The sequence below is a fragment of the Flagellimonas sp. genome (genome assembly GCF_965222555.1).
Lineage (GTDB): Bacteria > Bacteroidota > Bacteroidia > Flavobacteriales > Flavobacteriaceae > Flagellimonas.
Window position 1 is genome coordinate 1,815,632 of sequence record NZ_CBDCUG010000005.1, and the last position, 24,584, is coordinate 1,840,215.

A 24,584-nucleotide genomic window follows, 5' to 3' on the forward strand; every position below is an offset into this window, starting at 1 on the left:
TGACCAATTATCAATCTAAAACCTCAAAAATATGATGTGAAACCCAAAAAAACCTAGTCTTCAAAAAAGAAGATGTTCCATAATCGCTTTATAAAGAAAAATCGGAAAATGCAGCCACATTCTCCGATTTAGTAAAGTGATTCGATTAACTAAATAACGAAACACAAAAACATTACGAAAGTATGAAAAAAACCAAAATTAGTGGGAGGGCTAATTGGGCCTCACCCACATTGAGCTTGAAAATGAAGCTATCCACGATATTTCTCCTTGTTTTATGTCTGTTTAAAATTCAAGCGAACAGCTACTCACAGAACACCAAAATTACCATTGATATGGAATCGGTGAAAGTAATGGAGGTTCTGGAGAAAATTGAATCCTTGAGCGAATTCAAGTTTTTAGGGAATGAAAATGTAATTGACAATAATCGTTTGGTATCTGTTCAAGCCAAAAGAAAAAGGATACAAAAGATATTAGATCAGTTGTTTAAAGGAACCAATGTTACTTATAAAGTGCTTGGCCAACAAATTATATTGATCAAAGACAGTAACTCCAAACCGGATAAGGTTATACCCCAAACTGCTGAGGTGGAATTACAACAGCAGATAACAGGTAGTGTATCTGATAAAGATAGAACACCGTTGGCCGGAGCCAATATTATTGAGAAAGGAACATCTAACGGTACCCAAGCTGATTTTGATGGTAATTTTAGTATTTCAGTTGCCGATGAAAATGCAACTTTAATTATCTCTTATCTTGGTTTCACTACACAAGAAGTACCCCTAAATGGGCAAAGCAATATCAATGTGACTCTTGAAGAGGATACAGCAAGTCTTGAAGAAGTGGTGGTTGTGGGGTATGGTACCCAAAAGAAGGCCAATCTTACTGGGGCTGTATCCCAAGTAGGTGGCGAAAGGCTACAAAGTAGGCCCATAACCAATGCAGGACAAGGTTTACAGGGATTGATTCCTAACCTTAACATCAGCTTTGACGATGGCCAGGCAGGTGCTGGTGCTACCTTCAATGTGCGTGGTTTTACCGCAATAAATGGTGGTGGACCACTTGTATTGATCGATGGGGTAGTAATGGACCCAAACTTGTTGAATCCGAACGATATTGAAAGCGTAAGTGTGTTAAAAGATGCCGCATCAGCAGCTATTTATGGATCACGTGCAGCATTTGGTGTAGTTTTAATAACGACCAAAAAAGGTAAAAAGGGACAAAAGCCAAGAATTCAATTCTCTACCAACTATGCAATAAACCGGCCTACCGAATTTCCGGATTTGGTTGATTCCCGTCAGCAGCTTGAGCTAAGGGATGAGAAACAGAGAAATTTAGGTAACCCCGTAACTCCTGGTGATACTCGGGATGCAATTTTGGCTTTTCACAATGACCCACAAAACAATCCAGCTGCATTCATAAACCCTAATGACCCTTCTCGATACATCTACGTCGGTAATACTGATTGGTTTGATGAGATCATTGGCACGGGTTCTTTGTTACAGAACAATTTGTCAATGTCCGGAAGCGGGGAAACGGTTTCTTATTATGTTTCTGCTGGCTGGTTGGACCAAGGGGGTATCTTAAATTATGGGAATGATAGCTATGACCGTTATAATCTTAGAGCCAAATTGGACATAGATGCAACGGATTGGCTACAGTTCAACATCAACTCACTATATACCAATACAAAGAGGAATAGTGTGTATACCTATGCAGGTGTTGGGACATTATGGCATGATCTTACCAGAAAGAGTATCAATATCCCTGTCCGAAATCCGGATGGGTCGTGGACGGAATCTCCAGTTCCTCTATTGGCCGAGGGCGGAAGGGACATAAGATCTGGAGCCGATAATTGGGTGACACTTGGTGCTACTTTAAAACCAATGGAAGGACTTAAAGTGGTAGGTTCATATTCTTATAATGGTTTTACGGAGGAAAGAAAAGAACACAAAAAAAGAGTGGAAAGGTTTGAGGGTCCAAGTGAGTTGAACCAGCCCCGAACCGTTCATACAACGCCTACAGCATTGTTTTTGAATAATCAAAAAAGTGATTATTATGCCATAAACATATATGGTGAATATGAGAAGACATTTGCAGAGGACCACTATTTTAAAGCTACATTAGGATTTAATGAAGAGCGTAAAAAATACCACTTTACCAGTAGTAGCAATACAAACCTGATAACTGATGCCATTCCAAATTTGAATCTGACCACCGGTACCGCCCAAGCTGGAGAAAGTAGTACGATATGGGCTATTCAAGGATATTTTTATCGTCTTAACTACATCTATAAGGACCGGTACCTTCTAGAACTTAATGGCCGTTACGATGCCTCATCACGTTTTCCAAAAGATGATCGTTGGGGCTTTTTCCCTTCAGTTTCATTGGGATGGCGTATCTCTAACGAAAACTTTTTTGAATCGCTCAAACCAGTGGTTTCAAATCTAAAGTTTAGGTGGTCTTATGGTGAACTAGGTAACCAATCCGTTGATGATGATACCTTGAATTCCCTTAATTTCCCATACCTGCCAACTTTGGGAGGTTTTAGACCGGGTACAATTTTGGGAGGCACCCGGCCAGTATCCGTAGGAACACCGGCTTTGGTAAGTAGTACTTTGACCTGGGAAACGGCAACATCGGTTAACTATGGATTAGATGCCTCATTTTTGGATAATCGCCTGAATCTAACCTTTGACTATTTTGAGAGAGAGGTTGTAGATCAATTGTCTGCAGCTGCTGCACTTCCGGCCACATTAGGTACTTCCGCCCCAAGGGCAAATGCGGTGGAATCCATAACAAAGGGTTGGGAAGTTGAAGTTGGTTGGAGAGATAAAGTAGGTGAACTAAATTACAATGTTGGGTTTAACATCGCAGATGCCCAAGGTGAAATCACCAAGTTCGACAACCCAACCAAGAGTCTGACTTCAAGGTACGTAGGTCAAAAAATTGGAGAGATCTGGGGCTATGAAACCAATGGCCTTTTTGATTCGGCCGCAGAATACCAATCCTCTGGACTGGATTACTCCAATAGAACTTCATTGCCCATTGCCGGGGGAGATGTTTGGTATGTGGATCAAGATGGTAATGGAATTATAGATAATGGGGTTGTGACCGTTGATGACCCAGGTGACCTTAAAGTTATTGGTAATAGTACTCCTAGGTATACCTATGGAATCACTTTGGGAGCTGAGTGGAAAGGCATTTACCTTGATATTTTCATGCAAGGAGTAGGTAAAAGAGATCTTGATTTAGGAAGTAACCTTTTTTGGCCAAACGAGGGAGGTACACCACAGATTAGCCATTTAAATTTTTGGACCGAAGATAACAAAGGAGCCTACTGGCCAAGATACTTGGGTAACCAAGGAGGGTTTAATTATGCTACTTCAGATAGGTATTTACAAGATTTCTCTTATTTAAGAATGAAGCAGTTGACCATTGGATATGATTTTCCAAAATCTGCAATTGACAAAACATTCTTGAAATCTGTCAATATTTACCTAACAGGGCAGAACCTATTCGAATTTGCAGATACCATAAGTGGTTTTGATCCTGAAATTGACCCTGATGGATTCAACGGTTGGGGTCCAGGTAAAAGTTATCCGTTCAGCAGATCTATTTCTTTAGGCCTGGATATAACGCTATAATCAAGCATTAATTAAAATCTAAAAAAATGAAATTATATAAATATCTTCTCATTACAACATTACTGGTGTGTGGTTCATGCAGTGATGTTCTAGATACAGAGCCAGATAGTGTTATCACTGAAGCAAACTTTTTCACCAGCGAAAGTGACTTTGAAATATTTTCCAATAAGTTTTATGACTATTTCCCAAGGGACGGTAGAGGTTTTGTTGACTTTATCTGGAATGTGGATAATAATAGTGATAACATGCACCAGTTTGATAATGGCAACATTTTTGCTTTTGGAGCCAACACTGTAAACGATAACCCTCCGGGTTATGATGGAGGTGGATGGGATTTTTCCAGAATTCGAGATGTCAATTTCATGTTGGCTAAATTAGATGAGGCAGAAATATCTGAAGACGCCAAGAGTAAATGGAGTGCGGTTGCACGCTTTTTTAGGGCGTATCTATACTTTGATAAGGTTAGAAAATATGGTGATGTGCCTTGGTACAATACAGCGCTTGATGAAACTTCTGAAGAAATCTTCAAGCCGCGTGACCCTCGAGCTACTGTGATTGCCAATATTCTAACGGACTTGGATTTTGCAATTGCCAATCTCCCACAGGATACCGGGAACAAAACCACCTTGGATAGGTTTGCGGCATTGGCTTTAAAAGCTAGGATTACTTTGTTTGAAGGTACTTTTAGAAAATATCATGGACTTGGAGCTTCGGAAGATTTGCTCAACCAAGCTGTTCAGGCGGCACAAACCATTATGGATGAAGGTGGATATACACTGCATGATGATGGAGACCCCAATCAAAATTATTACAATTATTTTGCCCTTCATTCACCTGGAACAAGTTCCGAAACTATCTTGGCAAGACATTTCGATATTGGACAAAATACGGGAGGACATTGGTCGCAAAGATTTATCATTTTACAGGCAATGACCGGGATATCTAAATCCTTGGCAGATGATTTTTTATGCACCGATGGTCTTCCGGTGTCACTGAGCCCATTGTTTGACCCTGACACGGATTATGATTTAATCCAGGATGAAATGGCGAACAGGGATCCAAGAATGCATCAAACTATATTTAATAAGGATGTAATAAGACTTAGCGATCCAGATGAATATTTCAATGAAGATCAGGTTCCGCCACTTAACCGTTTCTTTCCAACAGGTTATGTGGTAAGAAAGTTTAGCAAGCTGGATAGGGCCCTTCAGGTGCCTAGTGCTGCAGACGACGGTATGCCCATATTTAGATTGGGTGAGATCTATTTGATTTATGCTGAGGCAAGGGCGGAATTGGGAACCATAACACAAGGTGATTTGGATATTTCAATCAACTTGCTAAGAGGTAGGGTTGGAATGCCTGATATGACAATAGCCGGTGTAGTTCGTGACCCAGACTCTAATTTTGATGGCAGTTTATCTGAGATACCTTCGGTTTCAGTCCTTATAGATGAGATTAGAAGGGAAAGAAGGGTAGAATTAGCTTGTGAAGGTTTTAGGAGAGACGATTTAATGCGATGGAAGGCAGGACAATTGTTGACTCTTACGCCTTTGGGTGCTAAATTCAATCCTATCATCTATCCAGATGCAGTTGATCAGAATTTTGCTAGAACAAACTCAGAGGGCTTCTTAGAGCCATATCAAGGCGGAACACGTCCACGCCTTTTTGATGAGAATAAAAACTATTTATATCCTATTCCTCCAAGTGAGATAGGATTGTACCCCAATGGAGAATTAACACAAAATCCTGGGTGGTAAAAGTTTATTTATACGTTTGAGTTAATTAGTTGGTTTGAAGGAGGCCGCTCATTTTGAGTGGCCTTTTTTTGCTTATTTACTTAAAAATGTAGTCAATTTTATACAGGAGATAGTGGTAAAATAAAAAAAGACCGCAACAACTGTTGCGGTCTTTTTATGTGGTACCTCCAGGAATCGAACCAGGGACACACGGATTTTCAGTCCGTTGCTCTACCAACTGAGCTAAGGTACCATGCTTATCTTGTGTTTAGCGGGCTTGCCCGACTTTGCTAGCTTGGTGATAAGCGGGTGCAAATATAATTTCAAAATTAGGATATACAAACAAAAACTTGAAAAAAGGCAAGGGTTTTTTTTCAATTCTCCATCTTTGTAATATGAACTTGGTTATTGACATAGGGAACACCATGGTAAAGTATGCCGTTTTTGAAAATGGGACAGTCCTTTTTGACCAAGCCTCAGAGTCAAGTATTTTTTTATCCAAGGTAAAGGAACTTTTTGAGCTATATCCCAAAATTGAGCATGCTTTGATTTCCTCCGTGGGGCCATTGGAACGAAAGGAACGAGACATTGTTTCATTGTTCTGCAAAGTGCATGTCCTCTCGCATGAATCCAAAATACCTTTCAAGAATAGTTATGCTACTCCGAACACCTTAGGGATGGACCGTGTTGCATTGGCTGCATCGGCCTTTTATCAAAACCCAAGAAAAAACACCTTGGTTATCGATGCTGGAACGTGTATTACCTATGATATGGTCAATGATTCTGGCGAGTATGTGGGAGGCGCAATTTCACCCGGAATTCGAATGCGTTATAAGGCCATGCACAACCAAACAGCAAAGCTACCTTTGTTGCAACCAGAAGAGATTTTGGATTTCATTGGAAACTCTACCCAAAGCAGTATGCATAGTGGGGTTGTCAATGGAGTTTTACAAGAAATTGATGGTGTAATAAGCCAGTATCGAACCCGCTTTCAAGATTTAACAGTTATTTTAACAGGCGGAGACTCCCATTTTTTTGCTAAACGACTAAAAAATACCATATTTGCGAATTCTAAATTTCTCTTGGAGGGGCTAAATTACTTGCTGGAATACAATAAACGCTAGATGGTTAAGAAATTTTTGATTGCTTTTTTTTGCGTAACTGCACATGGCATTTTTGCGCAAAACGGTACCATATCACCATACTCATATTTTGGAATAGGAGACCTTAGGAACAGTGGTACTGTAGAAAACCAAATGATGGGTGGGCTAAGTATGTACGGCGACAGTATTCACGTAAATCTGAACAATCCAGCAGCCTATTCCAAGCTTCGTTTGACCACCTATACTGCCGGAATTTCGCATACCCAGTTTAGGTTGGAAGACTTTACCGAAAAGCAAAATGTATCATTAACGGATTTGGATTATTTGGCCATTGGCTTTCCCATTGCGAAAAATGCGGGAATGGGCTTTGGTTTAATGCCGTTATCTTCCGTAGGGTACAATTTAACCGCTGAGGATACCAATGGTGATGGTCAGTTGGTCACCAATGTTTTTACAGGAGATGGAGGTCTTAATAGAGCATACTTGTCAATTGGTTTTGAACCCATTAAAGACCTGAGCATAGGAGCTACTGTAAACTTTAATTTTGGAACACTGAAGTATAGAAGAATACAAAGTGTGGAAGATGTGCAGTTTGGAACCTTGGACAATAGGGAGTCTCGTATAAACGGTTATGATTTTAACTATGCTATAAACTATACCCCTACCATAAAAGACAAGTATACTTTGTACACGTCCATTTTGGTGAACACCCAGGCAAACCTAATTTCCAAGAACTCAGCACGATTAGGATCCTTTTCTTTGGTCAATGGCCAGGAAATTGAAGTGATTGATGTGGATTTGGATGCCTCCAACTTAAGGAATACTGAGCTGAAAGTGCCGACAAGGGCCACCCTTGGTCTAGGTTTTGGAGAGAACAAAAAATGGTTTCTTGGAGGGGAATATAGCTTTCAACAGTTCAGTGATTTTCAAAACCGATTTTTGGGATTGGAAAACGTGACCTATAAAGATGCCAACACCTATACTTTGGGAGGATATTTTATTCCTGAATACACCTCACTCTCAAGTTATTTTAAAAGAATTACCTACAGGGCGGGATTACGTTATGATGTTACAGGTCTGGAGGTGAATAACAAGGAGATCAATAACTTTGGCATAACTTTTGGATTTGGGTTACCACTGACTGGAACAGGTTATAATGATTTGTTCTCGAATTTAAATCTAGGTTTCGAATTTGGGAGAAGAGGTACAACAGATGCAAACCTGATAGAAGAGAACTATCTGAAAATTAATGTTGGACTATCTTTAAATGCTAAATGGTTTGAGAAAAGAAGAATAAATTAAGAACTGTTTTTTTGAAAAATCCATAAATAACCACCAATATATGTTCCTTTAAGATGATTTTTTCATTAAAATTTGTACATTAACCACTTTAAAATTAGTAAGATGAAGAAGAAACACTACTTAACGATGATAGCGGTCTTTATGTCGATGGGATTAAGTATGGCCCAAGCTCAAAACCCTGAGTGCATGACCAATCTTTCCATTTACGCAGAACACGCAAAAGTTAAAAATTACGATGCTGCATACGAACCATGGAAAATGGTTTATGAAAGTTGCCCAGATATAAACAAGGCCAACTTTTCCTATGGAGAAAAAATCCTGTCTCACAAAATCAAAAATTCTTCGGGAACGGATAAGGATGGCTACATTCAAGATTTAATGTCTTTGTATGACAATAGCTTGAAATATTTCCCAAATAAATTCAGCAAAGCTGGAGTTGCCATAGACAAGGCACTTTTGTCCTATGATAACAAAATGGCCTCAGATGAGCAGCTTTATAATATGTTGGGTAAAGCCTTTAAGGAGGATAAAAAGAACTTCAAGAACCCAAAAGCCCTTTATCTCTATTTTTCAACATTGGTAGATTTACATGGAACAGGTAAAAAAGACCTTCAAGAAGTCTTCGATGTCTATGACGATGTTACCGAAAAAGTAGAAGAGGAAAATAAAAAGTTGACTAATATAGTTACCAAGTTGCTTCCAAAGGATTCAATTGGAAGTATAACAACAAAAGAAAAAAGACAGCTTAAGGCAGCTACCGTTAACTCAAAGTCTTACGGTAAAATTGCTGGTAGTATCGATTCAAAATTGGGGGCACTTGCAGATTGCGGCAACCTTATCCCATTATATGAAAAGAGCTTTGATGCTAAAAAGAACGATGTAAATTGGGTAAAACGTGCCGTAGGAAGAATGTTCTCCAAGGAATGTACTGATGACCCCATGTTTAGAAAATTGTTTGAGGCGCAATTGGCGTTGGATCCATCAGCCGATGCTTATATGTATGGCGGGGTGTTAAAACAAAAATCAGGTGATAGTAAGGGAGCTATTGCTGACTTTAACAAGGCAGTTGAGTTGGAGACAGATCCGTATAGAAAGTCCAACATCCTATATAAAATTGCTACAACGGTTAGAAGAAGCAGCAAATCGCAGTCAAGAAGTTATGCACTTAAGGCTATTGATGCGAATTCAGCGAACGGAAAAGCATATTTGTTGATTGCCAATCTTTACGCAGGTAGTGCAAATGCATGTGGAACAACAGCTTTTGAAAAAAGAGCAATCTATTGGAAAGCAGCTGATATGGCTAGAAAAGCAGGTCGTGTAGATCCATCTTTAAGTAGTAGAGCTAGCAAATCTGCGGCCAGTTATGCTGCAAAAGCACCTACTAAAGAGATGATATTCAGCTCTGGAAAAGCGGGACAAAGAATTACATTTAATTGTTGGGTAGGCGGTAGCGTTATGGTGCCCAAGTTGTAATGTGAAACAAATATCAAAAAATAAATTAAAGTGTTTTGCCACGGTCTTTACCGTGGCAATCCTTTTTATATCCTGTAAGGATAACTACCAGCGAGTGGGTGAAGAGGCCGTTAAACCTATATTTCCGCAATGGGTTGCGGAAAACTATGAACTCACTTACACTGAATCTCCAAAGGAAATGAGTTCCCTTGATTCATCACAGACCAGGGTAATTGCTATATTGAATAGCCCGACCACGGAAAATTTTGATAACCAAAGTTTCAAATACAGAACCTTTCCCAATGGTTTAAAAGTGGACTTTTTTGATGAAAAAAACCAGAAAAGTGTAATAACTGCGGATTATGGGATTTTTTATTCCCAAACCAGTTTAATAGACCTACAGGGCAATGTGGTCATAGAAACCCATGACGGCAAAAAATTAGAAACGCCCCAGTTATTTTTTGACCGATCCAACAATTGGATTTTTACTGAGGAGGTCTTTACATACACCAATCTAGAAGATGGTTCGGTAATGGATGGGGAGGGATTGGATCTTAATAGAGAGTTCAATTATTTTAAGGCTCATAAAACTTATGGTTTATTGACCATTAAAGAAAAGGTAAACGAAGAAGATGATGATTAAAATTTTAAGATACACCGAATATTTATACTTGGCAGTTGCCGCAGTTTCAATATATAAAGTAGCAACTTTGTGGGCGGTTGACCCCAAGGAAACATACATTTTTATATTCTTTGCCGTGGTATCCACTGCTATGTTTCTTTTTAGAAGAAAGTATCGCAAACGTTTTGAACAACGAAAAAAGGACAATCAATAAGGGTATAGTTGGACATCTCATTGATCATTATAATTCTTTCCTTGCTGTTCTCGGCATTTTTTTCCGGAATGGAAATTGCATTTGTGTCCGCCAACAGAATTCATATTGAGATAGAGAAAAAGCAAGAAGGTTTTTTTGCCAAGGTGCTTACCTGGCTTACTGAAAAACCATCCAAGTTCATTGCAACCATGCTTATTGGAAACAATATAGCCTTGGTTATTTATGGCTTGTTTATGGGTGATGTGCTCATGGAGTGGTTCCAAAACCTGCTTCCCACGTCCTCAGAATTTTTGGATGCCTTATTGACCGATTTCAGCTTACTTTCCCAAACCATCATTTCCACGCTGATTATTTTAGTCACAGCTGAATTTTTGCCCAAAGTGCTTTTCCAAATTTATTCCAACACCTTATTAAAGGTCTTTGCAATTCCTGCATACTTCTTTTACCTACTGTTCTCCATTATTTCATGGTTTGTGATCAAGGTTTCCGATTTTATCCTACGGGTGTTTTTTAAAACCGAGGGAGACGAGGTGCAGTTGGCATTTACCAAATTGGAATTGGGAGATTATATCACTGAACAAATGGAAACCGTTGAAGAGGAAGATGAAGTGGATTCGGAGATTCAGATATTCCAAAATGCTTTGGAATTCTCCACGGTAAAAGCACGGGAGGTAATGGTGCCCAGAACGGAGATCATGGCAGTGGAAATTGAGGAAACTCCGAAGAACCTTGCCAAATTATTCTCAGAAACAGGGTATTCCAAAATATTGGTCTATAAAGAAAGTATAGATGAGATTATTGGTTATGTGCATTCCTATGAGCTCTTTAAAAAACCAAAGACCATTAAAAGCATTTTGCTTCCGGTAGAATTTGTTCCGGAGACCATGCTTATTCAGGATATTCTTAATGTACTGACCAAAAAACGCAAAAGTATGGCTGTTGTTTTGGATGAATATGGAGGGACATCCGGAATAATGACTGTTGAAGATATCATAGAAGAGTTGTTCGGGGAGATTGAGGACGAACATGATAGTACAGATTTATTCGAAGAGCAGTTGAGTGAAAACGTATATAAGTTTTCTGCCCGTTTGGAGGTGGACTATCTTAACGAAAATTACAAGTTGGAACTACCAGAAAGTGAGGAGTACGAAACCTTGGGCGGGCTCATCATGAGTGAAACTGGCGAAATACCCGAACTGGACTCAGAAATAAAAACAGAAAATTTTACATTCCGAATCCTAGAGGTGTCCAATACCAAAATAGACTTGGTAAGTGTTCATGTTCAGCCTGAAGATTAACAATTTCAACACTTTAATGAGCTTTCCTATTTGAAAAGAAAATGGTATTTTCGCCCACTGAAATTATTGAACTCATTTAAACTTTTAATTTTCACTTCAATCCAAAAAGTTTAAAAGAGTTCACGGAAAACAAGCAGTAAAATGGCAATATTAGAGAATATTAGAAAACGAACAACGGTACTGATTTTGATTATTGGTATGGCCTTGTTCGCATTTGTAATATCAGGAGTTTTTACCAGCAACGATCTTGGAGGTGCTAAAGTAGGCTCCGCGGTAGCAGAAATAAATGGGGAAAGTATTTCCATTGACGATTTTAGAAGACAAGTGGAAAATGCTTCAAGACAGTATGGCCCAAGTTTTTCTTCCACACAATTGGTGAATACAATTTTTGATCAAGAAGTTAGAAAAACCATCTTGGAACAACAGTTTGCGGATTTGGGCATCGATGTGGAGAGTGATCAGATTATTGAGTTTGTAAAGACCTCGGGATTTGCACAATTTCCTGATTTTTTGGATGAAAATGGAATATTCAATGAGGAGGTATTTGTAAACAAAGTAGCCGATTGGAAGGCCAACGATCCTTTACGTTTTGATTGGTGGTTAGAAAGGGAGAAAGATATAATCCAATCAACCAAAGAACGTATGTACTTCAACTTGATCAAAGGAGGGGTTGGTGCCACACTTTCAGAAGGAGAGTTTGATTACAAAATGTCCAATGAGAAAGTGGATATCCAATATGTGAGAGTACCTTATACCTCAATTGCGGACAGTACCATTCAAGTTTCCAAAAGTGATATTCAAGCTTATATCAACAAGAATGAAGATGAGTTTAAACAAGAAAAAGCAAGGGACATCCGTTTTGTATATTTTGAGGAAAAAGCATCTGTAGCAGATGAAAAAGCAGTGGAAGATGCCATTACGGCTTTGCTTGACGACTCTGTAGAATATTCACAGGAAAAAGATACCAACGATACTATTGCCGGGTTCAGAAATACCCAAGATATGGCGGCTTTTTTGGACAGAAACTCAGATAGTAAATTCGATACCATATTTAAAGCTAAAAATGATTTACCAACAATTGCGGCAGATAGTTTGTTGGCATTGGAAGTTGGGGAAGTTTATGGTCCATACCGAGATGGGGATTTCTTCAAGGTTTCCAAAATGATGGACAAAAAGGCCAATGGTACCGTTAAGGCAAGCCATATTTTGTTTACTTGGCAAGGTGCTGAAAGAGCCAACCCTAGCATTACAAGAACTAAAGAAGAAGCCGAAGAGGAAGCAAAGAGAATTTTGGCAGAAGCTAAAAAAGAAGGTGCCGTGTTCACGACCTTGGCAAGAGATAATTCTGATGGACCTTCCGCTCCACGTGGAGGTGATTTAGGATATTTTCAAGAAGGAGTTATGGCTGATGCGTTCAATGATTTCTGTTTTGGAAATGAAGTTGGGGCCATTGATTTGGTAGAAACGCAGTTCGGTTTTCATGTTATTAAAGTGGACGACAAACAAGATATTGTTCAAGTAGCGACCCTTACAAGAGAGATTGAGCCTTCTGAAGAAACAATCAATACACTCTTTACAGATGCAACCAAGTTTGAAATGTCCGCTACTGATGCAGAGCCTGAGGCTTTTAGTGATATTGCCAAAGAGAGCACCTACACTGTTAGGCCTGTAAACAAAATCAAGGAAATGGATGAAAACCTTCCCGGATTGACAGCTCAACGCGGTGTTGTACAGTGGGCTTTTAATGATGAAACCAAAGTAGGTGATATCAAAAGGTTCAACATCAACAATGGATATGCTGTGGTTCAGCTGACCAAAAAATACAAAGAAGGATTAATGTCAACCGAAGATGCCTCTGCAACCGCATTGCCAAAGATTAGAAAAGAGCGCAAAGCTTCTCAAATAATAAGCAACAACCAAGGTAAAGCCATGGATGCTTTTGCAAAGGATAACAATGTAAGCTTGTCCAATGCTTCTTCATTGACCATGAAATCCCCAACCCTTCCAGGGGCTGGAAGAGAACCTTTGGTGGTGGGTACTGCTTTTGCCTTGACCCAAGATGCTACCTCTACGCTTATTGAAGGGGAAACAGGGGTGTTTATGGTAAAGGTGACCAAAAAGGAAGATGCACCCAATTTGGATAATTTTAGCACCTATGCCAACACTTTAAAAAGTAATGCCGCCAATCGAGTGAACAGTGCAGTATACAACGCACTAAAAGAAGGAGCGGAGATTGAAGATAAACGCGCTACTTTTTATTAGGAAATAATTAATTTACTAGATAATATAAAAGAGCCCTTAAGGGCTCTTTTATATTTTATAAGGTCATTTCTGAGAATGGAATGATGGTTGAATACCCGTGAGATTTAAAATAATCCATGTTTTCTTCAGAACCTGTTACCATTACAAAATCCCCGCCCCAGGCACCTAAACTTTTAATAGCGCCAGGATAATCTTGAAAAAGTTTAATTTTTACAGGAGGCAATCCTAGAACCTCAGATAGGATTTCTTCATGTTCCGTTAGCAAGGATTCAAACTCGGTCACAGTTGAAGTATCCACCATTCTTTTTGTAATTGCTGAAATACGCGAAATCAACCACTTTTTATCAAAATTTTGCTTTCTATAGGCTGCGATGGCCTTTTTGCTGCTTTGTTTTTGATTCAAATGCACAAAATAGATGGAATCTTTAAAAGGTGGATTAAAGGATACTTTCTCAACTATGGGAACTCCACTTTCCAATGCATATAAAATGGGCGAATTGTGTTTTGCGCAGGCAATATCATACCCACTGCCCCCAAAGGCATTCCATAAAAGTTGATAGGCATCCACCTGTGCCCATTGGGCAATATTATTTATTAGAGTGGATGAGGTGCCCAATCCCCAATTTCTGGGAAAACTGAGCTTGGTTTCTACTTTGACCCCGGAAGCATTGTTTAAAAATGCAGGTTTTTGTGATTTTGCTTCGCTGAGTAATTGTATCAGTGTGGAGGAGATGGTTTTGTTGGAAGTTGAGATTTCTTTAAAACCATCCAAAGCGTAGATTCCCTCAAACCAAATGGAACCTTGTTCATCAAAACTGCTCCATTCCAATTTGCCCAAAGAAGTTTCGGTAACCTGCAGCGTTTGCCCATATTTGGTGGGAATGGCAAGTCCAACTGCCCCATCCAAAATGGCGTACTCCCCAGAGAGCAACAATTTCCCGTTGCTGTAGAATGTTTTCTGCATTATTCCGATTGAATCTTTTCCAAGGCCTCCTTTACTGAAGCATTGGTCACGGTATGGGTTTTAAAATACTGAACTAATTGCAGTTTTTCACTTTCGCTTGCGCCCATTTGGTTGAGCATATTCAACAAATGCATTTTCATATGCCCTTTTTGTATACCCGTGGTCACCAATGAGCGTAGGGCAGCAAAATTTTGGGCCAAACCGGCCACGGCAACAATTTGCATTAATTCCTCGGCTTTTGGGTTTTGGAGAATTTCAAGGGCCAATTTTACCAAAGGGTGCAAAGAGGTCAATCCACCTACCGTGCCCAAGGCCAACGGAACTTCAATCCAAAACTTAAAAATATCGTCTTCAATGCTAGCGTGGGTCAAACTGGAATAACTCCCATCTTTTGCTGCATACGCATGAACTCCTGCCTCAATTGCCCTAAAATCGTTTCCAGTTGCCAAGATTACCGCATCAATCCCGTTCATAATTCCCTTGTTGTGCGTTACGGCCCTGTGAGGTTCTGCTTTGGCAATTTCAACGGCCCGAACAATTTTTTGCGCAAATTCCGTCGGAGAAATATCATCCTCGTTTAGTGCTCCTATGGGACAACTTACCTCTGCCCGTACCAAACATTTTGGCACATAATTGGAAAGTATGCTCATCACCACTTCAATTTCCCTTTCTTTTTGGGTAAAATCAGGATAGGAATTGGCTTTTTCCTTTAGTGTTTGTGCAAATTGTTCCAAGCACGAATTTATAAAGTTGGCCCCCATAGCATCCAAGGTCTCAAAAGTGCAATGCAGTTGATGGTAACCTTTAACCTTATCGCTCAAATCCCTAAGCTCAATATCCTTTATGCCTCCACCTCGTTTTTCCATGCTCTTGGTAATGGAAGAGGCATCACTAAAGAAATCTGGTTTGATTTTGCTGAAAAAATCTTGCAGTTTGTTAAAATCTCCGTTAAAGATAAAATGTACCTGCCCTATTTTTTCTGTCCCAAGCACAGTGGTTTTAAACCCTCCTCTGTTCAACCAAAACTTGGCTGCCTTACTGGCTGCTGCCACCACGGAACTCTCCTCAATGGTCATGGGGATTGCATAAAACCTATCGTTGATTAAAAAATTAGGAGCTACGGCAAAGGGTAAATAGTAGTTGGAAACCGTGTTCTCTATAAACTCGTCATGAAGTTTTTGGACTTTGCCATCCGTATTCCAGTATTGTTGCAATAACTGTCTGGATTCTTCTGGATTTTTAGTGAAATTGGTTGCAATCCAGTCTATTTTTTCTGCTTTGGAAAGTCTTGAAAATCCTTCAACAGGAGTGTTCATAAGTGCTTGGTTAAAGGGTTCAAATATACGGATAATGCTTGTTTTGAATTTTTGGAACCTTCGACTTCGGTTCAGATATTATCACAAATGCAATTTCAAAGTTTATTTTTTGAATAAATATTAGTAAACTTGACAGTTTTTAATTAATTCACAACATCAATGAGAAAACAGTTTCTCCTGTTCCTGATCACTTTCGGATTTTTAACCCTATCAACAGCCCAAAAGAAAAAAATTTCCCTTGAAGATATTTGGGGAGGCGAATTCAGAACCGAATACATGGATGTGCTCCGCTCCATGAAAAATGGAAAACAATACACCATTTTGAATTTTAACCGTTCGCCACGTTCCAGTAGTTTGGATAAATACGATTACAAATCCTTGGAAAAAGTGGAGACCGTTGTTTCTTCTTCGGACAATGTACCCTTTTTCTCTTCGTATACATTTAGCAAAGACGAATCAAAAATATTGCTGGCCACTGAAATCGAAGCCATATTTAGACATTCGCGTTTAGGTGTTTACTATGTGTACGATGTGGCCACCAAAAAAGTAACAAAGGTTTCTGATGACAAAATTCAGGAACCTTTGTTGTCTCCAGACGGTTCCAAAGTCGCTTATGTTAAGGAGAACAATATTTATATTTTGGATATTGGTTCTGGAAATACAAAGCAAATCACAACTGATGGAAGTAAAGGAACCATCATTAATGGTGTAACTGATTGGGTGTATGAAGAGGAATTTGCCTTTGTCCGGGCCTTTGATTGGAACAGTAATGGCACAAAAATAGCTTTCCTTAGGTTTGATGAAACCAATGTGCCCCATTTTTCAATGGATGTATATGGACAGAACCTATACCCGTTTCAATACGAATTTAAATACCCAAAAGCCGGGGAGGAAAACGCAGAGGTTTCCTTGCACATGTATGATGTGGCTTCGGGGGATACATCTGATGTGAATCTGGGCGAGGCATATTACATTCCTCGAATCAAATGGATGAACAATCCAAACCATCTTAGTGTTCAGACCCTAAACCGACATCAAAACCATCTAAAACTGCATTCAGTGGATGCCTCGGATAATTCAGCTACCCTTTTATTGGAAGAAAAGGACAAGGCCTATGTTGATATAACCGATGACCTTACATTTTTGGCCGATGATAGTTTTATATGGACCAGCGAAATGGATGGCTTTAACCATATCTATCTATATAATAATGAGGGTAAATTGAAGAACCAGATTACAAGTGGAGAGTGGGAAGTCACTAGCTATTATGGTTACAATGCAAAGGGGAAAAGGATTTATTATCAATCCACGGAGAATGGATCTATCAATCGTGATGTGTACAGCATTGGGACCAATGGAAAAAAGAAGAAGCGATTGACCTCAAAGACGGGAACAAATTCCGCCGACTTTAGTGCTGATTATACGTATTTCATCAACACATTTTCCAGTGCAACAACACCATACGAGTTTACCTTGCATTTAGCTTCAAACGGAGAGAAGCTTAAAAACATCAAAGACAATGCTGCTTTAGATAGTAAATTGGAAGAATATGAATTGAGTCCCAAAGAATTTTCAACCATCAATATCAATGGGAACGATCTAAATATGTGGATGATCAAACCCGCCGATTTTGATCCTAACAAGGAGTATCCGTTGCTCATGTTCCAATATAGTGGACCGGGCTCCCAACAAGTGGCCAATCGTTGGTTGGGAAGCAATGATTATTGGCATCAGTTATTGGTTTCCGAAGGATATATTGTTGCCTGCGTAGATGGCCGTGGAACTGGCTATAAAGGACGTGACTTCAAAAAGGTCACTTACCTGAATTTGGTCAAATATGAAACCGAGGACCAGATAGCTGCGGCTAAAAAGTTAAGTGAACTACCTTATATCGATGAAGATAGAACAGGAGTCTGGGGATGGAGTTATGGTGGGCATATGAGTACCAATTGCCTTTTAAAGGGGAACGACACTTTTGAAATGGCCATTGCGGTGGCACCAGTAACCTCTTGGCGTTTTTATGATACCATTTATACAGAACGATTTATGCGCACCCCGCAGGAAAATCCTGAAGGATACGATAACGAATCACCATTTAATTACCCAGAGCTTTTAAAAGGAAAATATTTGTTGGTGCATGGCTCAGGTGATGACAATGTGCATGTACAAAACTCCATGCGGATGATTGAGGCCTTGATTCAGGCCAATAAACCTTTTGAATGGGCAATATATCCAGACAAAAACCATGGAATTTACGGAGGGAACACAAGACTCCATCTATTCACCAAAATGACCAACTTTGTTAAAGAAAATTTGTAACTAAACTTATTTAATATATGTCAGATACTGTAAAACCAGCCAGTGAAAAACAGCTTTTGGGGCATCCACAAGGCCTTTTCTATTTGTTCTTTGCCGAATTGTGGGAGCGATTTAGTTTCTACGGAATGCGTGCCTTGCTCACGTTATATATGGTCAACGTCATTTTTGAGGCCTTGGCAACAAGAGACTACGCGGCTGCCGCTGTTTATGCATCTTATGGTTCTCTGGTATATGCTTCCACTGTGATTGGAGGTAGAATTTCGGATTCCATCCTGGGAATGCGATCTTCCATTTTCCTAGGAGGAATTTTAATGGCCTTGGGCCACTTTGTTTTGGCCATTGAAAATAATATGGCTTTCTTTTTGGCCTTGGCCTTAATTATTGTTGGTAATGGATTCTTTAAACCAAACATTTCAACCTTTGTAGGGACCTTATACAAGGATGGTGATCCAAGGAAAGATTCTGGGTTTACCATATTTTATATGGGAATCAATATTGGTGGATTTGTGTCACCCTTACTTTGTGGGTGGTTGGGTGAAACCTATGGGTGGCACTATGGATTTGGCTTGGCCGGTATAGGAATGTTAGCTGGATTGCTGTTCTTTTGGAGTGGAATTAAAAAGAACGTGTTTGGAGAAGGAGGAAAGCCGCCAAGTGTGGAAGTATACGAGAAGAAAGTAATGGGAATTGCCCAAAAGCATTTGATTCCTATTTTGGCATTTCTGTCAGCTCCATTGATTGCATTTCTTTTATATTACTACAAACCTTTAGGTGCTGAAGGAACTCTTTTTGGAGACAGCAACATTGTAAACCTTCTATTTTATCTCATTGGTATTTCGGTATTGGCTTACATGGCTTATATCATGTTCAAGTCCACATTGGATGAACGCAAAAAGCTATTTATGGCCGTATTGATTACGTTCTTTATGACCATTTTTTGGGGATTCCATGAACTGCATGGCAGTGTGATTACCCTATTTGCCGCGCGTAATGTTGACCTTTCTTTAATTAATGCAAGTCAGACCAATGCCTTGAACTCCATGTTCATTGTTATTCTGTCCATTCCAATATCCATTATGTGGACTTGGTTGTCCAAAAAGAAATTGAACCCAAGAACGCCCTATAAATTTGGAATGGGACTTGTCTTTGCTGGTTTAGCGTTCTACGTGGTTTCCATTAGTGGGGCTAGTGCGGACGAAAATGGCATGGTTCCATTTTCCTATTTGTTGATGTTATACTTCTTGATTTCTGTTGGAGAATTGTTTATGTCACCAGTTGGTTTGTCCAAGATGACGGACCTTTCACCAAAGCGAATCGTCGCCTTTATGATGGGTGTTTGGTTTTTGGCATCGGCATTTGCTTTCCAGATAGTAGGGTTTATCTCTAAGCAATTGGCTATAGAAAGTACGGATAGCAACGTAGGCGGTTTTGAAACGCTCCACGTGTATTTGGATGGTTTCCGTTTAATTGCCATTTATGCATTGGTTGCAGGGGTAGTCGTATTGATATTTGGGCCACTCATGAAACGTTTGTTGGGCAATGTCCATTAACTAATCCAAATCAAAAACATAAAATCCCTTTTCACCAGTATTGTGAAAGGGGATTTCTTTTTTATGACAAGTTTGTTTCCATCTGGAAATATAGGATTTGTAGTTGCTGCCATCTGCCAAAATCGTTTTCGGGTGAATTGAATCAATAAGACGTTCCAAATTGATTTTTGGAGATTGTGTCAGCAGTAAGAAATCAACCTGTTTTTTCTGTGGGTAGATGGCCAAGCTGTCCATGATATAAAAATTCCTGCTGTTGATATCAAAACTATGTTGTAACTGATCATGTGAAATGGATGTTACGTTTTCAGCGACGGAGAAATCATTAATGATACGGTTACTTATAATGCTATCCGTTTCATAAACATTCATGACATTCCCGGTTTGATGAAGCAACAAGGTATTTCTATTTTGGTGTGCTAGAATCAAGGTCTCTTTTTGCTTTTGATGGAATTGCTTCCAAATGGTCCAACTCTGGAAAATAATGATGGAAGCTAAAAAAACCAAGGTGTTTTTCTTTTTTGGCTTGGAAAGAAATACTACCAAAGCAATTAAGGAGATGTACCCAACAAATAGTTGAACAGAATCAAACGGAATATCCCTGATTACAAAACCCTCTTGCCGAGCTACCCATGAAATAATGGAATTCATGGTTTTGATAATGATATTATAGATTTTGACCAAAAAACCGGGAAGGATACTTCCTTGTGAAAGAACAATGACCAAAATTCCCATCCCTAGAATAATTCCTAAAAATGGGATAATCAATAGGTTGGAGACAAAGAATAAGGCTGGAAACTGATGAAAGTAATATAAACTGATAGGCAATACACCTAACTGAGCTGCTATGCTGACGGAAAGTAATTGCCAGGTTTTTCGAATTAGGAGATTATCTGGAAACCAAAACCGCTGCAATTTTGGATAGATCCATACAATGGCCAATACAGCTGCATAACTCATTTGAAACCCAACCTGAAAAAGAAAAAGCGGTTTCACCAACAAAATAAAGAACATGGAGAGTGCAACTATGTTGAAGGAGTTGGTCGGTCGGTTCAAGTACATTGCGTAAGCCACAAAAGTGAACATGGTCACCGCTCTAACTATGGAAGGGGAAAGTCCAGCAATAAAAGCATATCCCCATAGCATAAGCACTACACAAACCAATTTTAGGGCTTTACCTTTAGGTAATCGCTCAAGTGGAGTGAGCAGAAATTGGAAAAGCAGCAACAGAATCCCAACATGAAGCCCCGAAACTGCCAAAATATGAATGGCCCCAGCATCTTTGTAATTGTTATAGGTACTTTCCGAAATATCGTCACGCTGGCCTAAAAGTAGCGCTTGAATAACAGCTAACTCTTCGGTTCCAAAGTTCTCCTGCTGTAAACCTGAGATAATATCCTCCCTAAAATTTGAAGCCATTCCCATGAGGGTCGAAGAAGGATTTTCTTTTGGCAATAGTTGTGTTGCTTTGATTCTTATTTGATGATAAACACCCTGTTTCTTCAGAAAATCTTTATAATCAAATTGATGTGGATTCAAGGGAGGATTGATGTTTTCAACCTTGGCAAACAGAAAAAGTTCATCATCGACCTTTAACTTTTTGGAGGTTGAATCAGTTGGGATGTTCAACAGTATTTTTCCAGAGGCATGCTTCTTTTCCAAAGAAAGTACTTCGACAACATAACGTTGGCTAAAAGGATTGGGTTTGAGGACCTCCCTAACCTTGATTTCCCACATTTTTTGGGTTTTTAAATCGGTTTGAGCATAATGATGGTCCAAATGTTTTGATTGGGATAGATTGACGATAAAAACACCCAATAAGAATGTCAATAAGATAGTGGTCAACTCAAAATAAGGAACCCCTTTTCGGGCTTGTTTTATATTGGACCAGTACAATAGGGGGAGCAGCCCAAGAATTGCATAAAAGGGAGCAAGCGGGGCAATTTCAAGATAAAATCCCAAAATAATGCCCGCCACAAGACACAAGGTCAGTCGTATGGACACAAAATCAAAAAATCGCACTAACTTATAAGAATCGCATTGCTTTTACAAACGCATGGTTCCAGTACCCTTCCCGAAGGGAAGAGACAATTACACCCCTTGAGGTTGTGGAGTGTATAAATTTTATATCGACTCCCTTTACATCAACAACCAACCCAACATGATTGATGCGTTTGCCACGTTTGCTGGTCTTAAAGAAAAGGAGATCGCCTTTTTGTACTTGGGTCAATTTTATTCGTTTCCCTTGCTCTGCCATTTGATAGGAAACTCTTGGAAAACTAATGTCGTTTTCTTTTAAGGAAACAAATACAAGTCCGGAACAATCCATCCCCTTTTTGGTGAGTCCACCAAATTTGTAACGGGTACCGCTAAAAGTCAATGCCGTTGAAACAATGTCATTGGCCTTGGAGTTCTTTCTTTCTTCCTTTTTGGATTTTTTTGGTGGAGCAGCTTCTTCAGTGGACCCTTCCACGGAAACAGTTATGGGCTTCTTCTTGCTATAGGTTCTTTTTTTGGATGAACCACATCCAAAAACTAATAGTAGGGTAAGAAAATAGAGGGACTTTTTTAACATCCAAGAATAGTTTTTTTACTCTTGGCGTATAAATTAAGCATTTTCGATGATTAATTTGGCTGCCAATTGACTTGCGCCATTTCCGCCTAATTTCTCTTTTAAGGTTTTATAGTCGGACAATATGCGTTCTCGTTCCTTGCCTTCTACAATTTTTGAAAGTTCTTGTCTTAGGTTTTTTACGGTTAATTCATTCTGAATCAATTCTTTAACAACTTCTTTATCCATAATGAGATTGACCAGCGAAATATAATCCAATGTAATGATCCGCTTTGCAATCTGGTACGAAATCCAATTGCCTTTATAGCACACCACTTGAGGGATTTCAAAAAGGGCTGTCTCCAAAGTGGCCGTTCCACTGGTGACCAAAGCGGCATGTGAATGCTTGAGTAGGGAATAGGTTTGGTTGGATACATAACCTACTTCGTGTTCCTCTAAAAAACCTTTGTAGAAATCATCTGATAAACTTGGAGCCCCGGCAATTACAAATTGATATTCTGAGAAATCGGAACTTACGGATAGCATTACGTCCAACATTTTTTGTACCTCTTGCTTTCTGCTTCCGGGCAAAAGCGCAATGATGGGTTTTTGTGGATGAAGGTTGTTTGTTTGCCTAAAAGTAGCTTCATCAACAATTTCCGTATTTTCAATGGCATCAATTAACGGATGACCTACAAAATGAACAGGGTAGTTGTGCTTTTTTTCATAAAAATCCTTTTCAAAAGGAAGGATAACATACATATTGTCGATGTCACGCTTTATCTTTTCGATTCTACCTTCACGTGAGGCCCAAATTTGTGGTGAGATATAGTAGTTTGTTTTAAAACCACTTTTCTTGGCCCATTTTGCTATACGAAGATTGAACCCTGAGAAATCAATAAAAATGATAAGATCAGGATTGAACCTTTGGATATCCTCTTTACAAAAAGAAATATTTTTGAAAATAGTCGGGATGTTTTTGATGACCTCCAAAAAGCCCATAAAGGCCATTTCTTTATAGTGTTTGGCCAAATCCCCGCCAGCTTTTTGCATTAAATCCCCACCCCAGCACCTAATCTGGGCTTCTGAATCTTTTTGTTTCAGGGCCTTGATCAAGTTGGAACCATGCAGGTCTCCTGAGGCTTCACCGGCTATAATGTAGTACTTCATCAAAAAAGTTCAAGCTCAACTAAAAATCTTATAATATAAAATTACCAAAGCGGTCAACAATGTAGCTATCATCACCCCTCTGGCCCTATAATCCCGTTTTAAACGTAGGAACCCAAAAAAGGCAACTAAATTCAGAATGGCACCCAATGCCAATAAACTTCCTACGTGACCTTGAGAAACCGCGGCATTGAAGGTCTCAACAATGCCCAGATCCGAAAAGGCCAGGATATATAATAGCGTACCAAAGGTATTTGCAATGATTCCCACGGCAAAACCTATTAAAACTTCTTTTTTATTTTTCATTTAAACTCCAATTATTTACTTGGGGAATTGCATGGTGTGCGGTAAGGTCAAACTGCGTTGGAACCACGGAAACGTATCCCTGTGCCAGTGCCCACTCATCTGTATCCTCACCTTTGTCCAAAAGTTCAAATTCGCCAGTTAACCAATAATAATCTTTACCCGTGGGGCTGATGCGTTTATCAAATTTTTCCTTCCAGTTGGCCCGGGCCTGTCTACAAATTTTTATGCCCTTGGGTTCTGCATCGGTTTTGGGGATATTTACATTAAGAACAGTTCCTTTAGGAATGCCATGGGCAAGGGCTTCAGTTACTATTTTTTTTATGGAATGGGTGGTATGTGTAAAATTTGCTTCCCAGGAATAATCGCAAAGAGAAAAGCCAATTGCCGGAATTCCTTCTATACCTGCCTCAATGGCAGCACTCATGGTGCCGGAATATATCACATTTATAGAAGCATTGGAACCATGGTTGATACCACTTACGCAGATATCTGGCTTTCTGTCCAAAATTTCCTGCAACGCCAATTTTACGCAATCTGCCGGGGTTCCGCTACAACTAAATTCTCTAGGAGCTCCTTCTTCCTTGTCAATGATTACTTGTTTTGAATACAGTGTATTGTCAATGGTTATAGCATGTCCCATGCCAGATTGGGGACTGTCCGGGGCCACAACAATAACATCTCCAATCTCCTTCATTACCCGTATTAAAACCCTTAGACCGGGGGCAGTTATGCCATCATCATTGGTAACTAGGATAAGGGGTTTTTTCATTTTATATAATTA

At 39.4% G+C, this 24,584-nt stretch carries 18 protein-coding genes and 1 tRNA gene; 11 read left to right on the forward strand and 8 right to left on the reverse strand.

Annotated elements, in window-relative coordinates:
- The first annotated feature begins 182 nt into the window (after positions 1-182).
- Together ACOQO1_RS16580 and ACOQO1_RS16585 are read left to right on the forward strand one after the other, a co-directional pair.
- Positions 183-3,644: a TonB-dependent receptor gene (locus ACOQO1_RS16580; protein WP_420604002.1), complete on the forward strand. Its 3,462-nt coding sequence runs from the start codon at positions 183-185 to the stop codon at positions 3,642-3,644.
- A 26-nt stretch (positions 3,645-3,670) separates the two neighbouring features.
- Entirely contained in the window at positions 3,671-5,401 is a 1,731-nt protein-coding gene (locus tag ACOQO1_RS16585; RefSeq protein ID WP_420604003.1) for a RagB/SusD family nutrient uptake outer membrane protein, read from the forward strand.
- Between the two features lie 159 nt (positions 5,402-5,560).
- Here ACOQO1_RS16585 and ACOQO1_RS16590 read toward each other — a convergent pair.
- Positions 5,561-5,633 (reverse strand) — tRNA-Phe (locus ACOQO1_RS16590).
- A 142-nt stretch (positions 5,634-5,775) separates the two neighbouring features.
- Between ACOQO1_RS16590 and ACOQO1_RS16595 the strand changes: the two genes are divergently transcribed.
- The 7 genes from ACOQO1_RS16595 (at position 5,776) to ACOQO1_RS16625 (ending at position 13,633) form a co-directional block, all read left to right on the forward strand.
- Positions 5,776-6,504 carry a type III pantothenate kinase gene (locus tag ACOQO1_RS16595; RefSeq protein ID WP_420604004.1) on the forward strand — a complete coding sequence of 243 codons (729 nt, stop codon included), beginning with the start codon at positions 5,776-5,778 and terminating at the stop codon, positions 6,502-6,504.
- Positions 6,505-7,785, forward strand: coding sequence for a hypothetical protein (locus ACOQO1_RS16600; protein ID WP_420604005.1), 1,281 nt, complete (start codon positions 6,505-6,507; stop codon positions 7,783-7,785).
- 102 nt (positions 7,786-7,887) lie between these two features.
- Positions 7,888-9,258 carry a hypothetical protein gene (locus tag ACOQO1_RS16605; protein ID WP_420604006.1) on the forward strand — a complete coding sequence of 457 codons (1,371 nt, stop codon included), beginning with the start codon at positions 7,888-7,890 and terminating at the stop codon, positions 9,256-9,258.
- 1 nt (position 9,259) lies between these two features.
- Positions 9,260-9,880 carry an LPS export ABC transporter periplasmic protein LptC gene (gene lptC / locus ACOQO1_RS16610; protein ID WP_420604007.1) on the forward strand — a complete coding sequence of 207 codons (621 nt, stop codon included), beginning with the start codon at positions 9,260-9,262 and terminating at the stop codon, positions 9,878-9,880.
- Complete coding sequence (locus ACOQO1_RS16615) at positions 9,870-10,073, forward strand: hypothetical protein (RefSeq protein ID WP_420604008.1); 204 nt, start codon at positions 9,870-9,872, stop codon at positions 10,071-10,073. The genes lptC and ACOQO1_RS16615 overlap by 11 nt, the downstream gene beginning before the upstream one ends.
- An 8-nt stretch (positions 10,074-10,081) precedes the next feature.
- Entirely contained in the window at positions 10,082-11,371 is a 1,290-nt protein-coding gene (locus ACOQO1_RS16620) for a hemolysin family protein (RefSeq protein WP_420604009.1), read from the forward strand.
- 141 nt (positions 11,372-11,512) lie between these two features.
- Positions 11,513-13,633, forward strand: coding sequence for a peptidylprolyl isomerase (locus ACOQO1_RS16625; protein WP_420604010.1), 2,121 nt, complete (start codon positions 11,513-11,515; stop codon positions 13,631-13,633).
- Positions 13,634-13,688: 55 nt separating this feature from the next.
- Here ACOQO1_RS16625 and ACOQO1_RS16630 read toward each other — a convergent pair whose 3' ends face one another.
- Positions 13,689-14,597 (reverse strand): GYDIA family GHMP kinase, encoded by a 909-nt coding sequence (locus ACOQO1_RS16630; protein ID WP_420604011.1) that lies wholly within the window; start codon positions 14,595-14,597, stop codon positions 13,689-13,691.
- The gene (locus ACOQO1_RS16635; protein WP_420604012.1) at positions 14,597-15,913 is read right to left on the reverse strand and encodes a hydroxymethylglutaryl-CoA reductase, degradative; all 1,317 of its coding nucleotides are present in this window, start codon (positions 15,911-15,913) and stop codon (positions 14,597-14,599) included. Before ACOQO1_RS16635 ends, ACOQO1_RS16630 begins: the two co-directional genes overlap by 1 nt.
- Before the next feature lie 159 nt (positions 15,914-16,072).
- Here ACOQO1_RS16635 and ACOQO1_RS16640 point away from each other — a divergent pair, with 159 nt between their 5' ends.
- Positions 16,073-18,232 carry a S9 family peptidase gene (locus ACOQO1_RS16640; protein WP_420604013.1) on the forward strand — a complete coding sequence of 720 codons (2,160 nt, stop codon included), beginning with the start codon at positions 16,073-16,075 and terminating at the stop codon, positions 18,230-18,232.
- A 17-nt stretch (positions 18,233-18,249) separates the two neighbouring features.
- Positions 18,250-19,782, forward strand: a complete 1,533-nt coding sequence (locus tag ACOQO1_RS16645) for a peptide MFS transporter (RefSeq protein ID WP_420604014.1) — start codon at positions 18,250-18,252, stop codon at positions 19,780-19,782.
- Here ACOQO1_RS16645 and ACOQO1_RS16650 read toward each other — a convergent pair whose 3' ends face one another.
- From ACOQO1_RS16650 to surE, 5 genes are read right to left on the reverse strand one after another with little or no spacing between them, the layout of a single operon-like run.
- Positions 19,783-21,801, reverse strand: a complete 2,019-nt coding sequence (locus ACOQO1_RS16650; RefSeq protein WP_420604015.1) for a ComEC/Rec2 family competence protein — start codon at positions 21,799-21,801, stop codon at positions 19,783-19,785.
- Between the two features lie 4 nt (positions 21,802-21,805).
- Positions 21,806-22,354 (reverse strand): C40 family peptidase, encoded by a 549-nt coding sequence (locus ACOQO1_RS16655; protein WP_420604016.1) that lies wholly within the window; start codon positions 22,352-22,354, stop codon positions 21,806-21,808.
- A gap of 33 nt (positions 22,355-22,387) precedes the next feature.
- A complete protein-coding gene (lpxB, locus tag ACOQO1_RS16660) occupies positions 22,388-23,500 on the reverse strand; it encodes a lipid-A-disaccharide synthase (RefSeq protein ID WP_420604017.1) in 1,113 nt (370 codons plus the stop codon).
- 15 nt (positions 23,501-23,515) lie between these two features.
- Positions 23,516-23,803, reverse strand: a complete 288-nt coding sequence (locus ACOQO1_RS16665; protein ID WP_420604018.1) for a hypothetical protein — start codon at positions 23,801-23,803, stop codon at positions 23,516-23,518.
- Positions 23,793-24,572 (reverse strand): 5'/3'-nucleotidase SurE, encoded by a 780-nt coding sequence (gene surE, locus ACOQO1_RS16670; RefSeq protein ID WP_420604019.1) that lies wholly within the window; start codon positions 24,570-24,572, stop codon positions 23,793-23,795. The genes ACOQO1_RS16665 and surE overlap by 11 nt, the downstream gene beginning before the upstream one ends.
- Positions 24,573-24,584 lie beyond the last annotated feature (12 nt).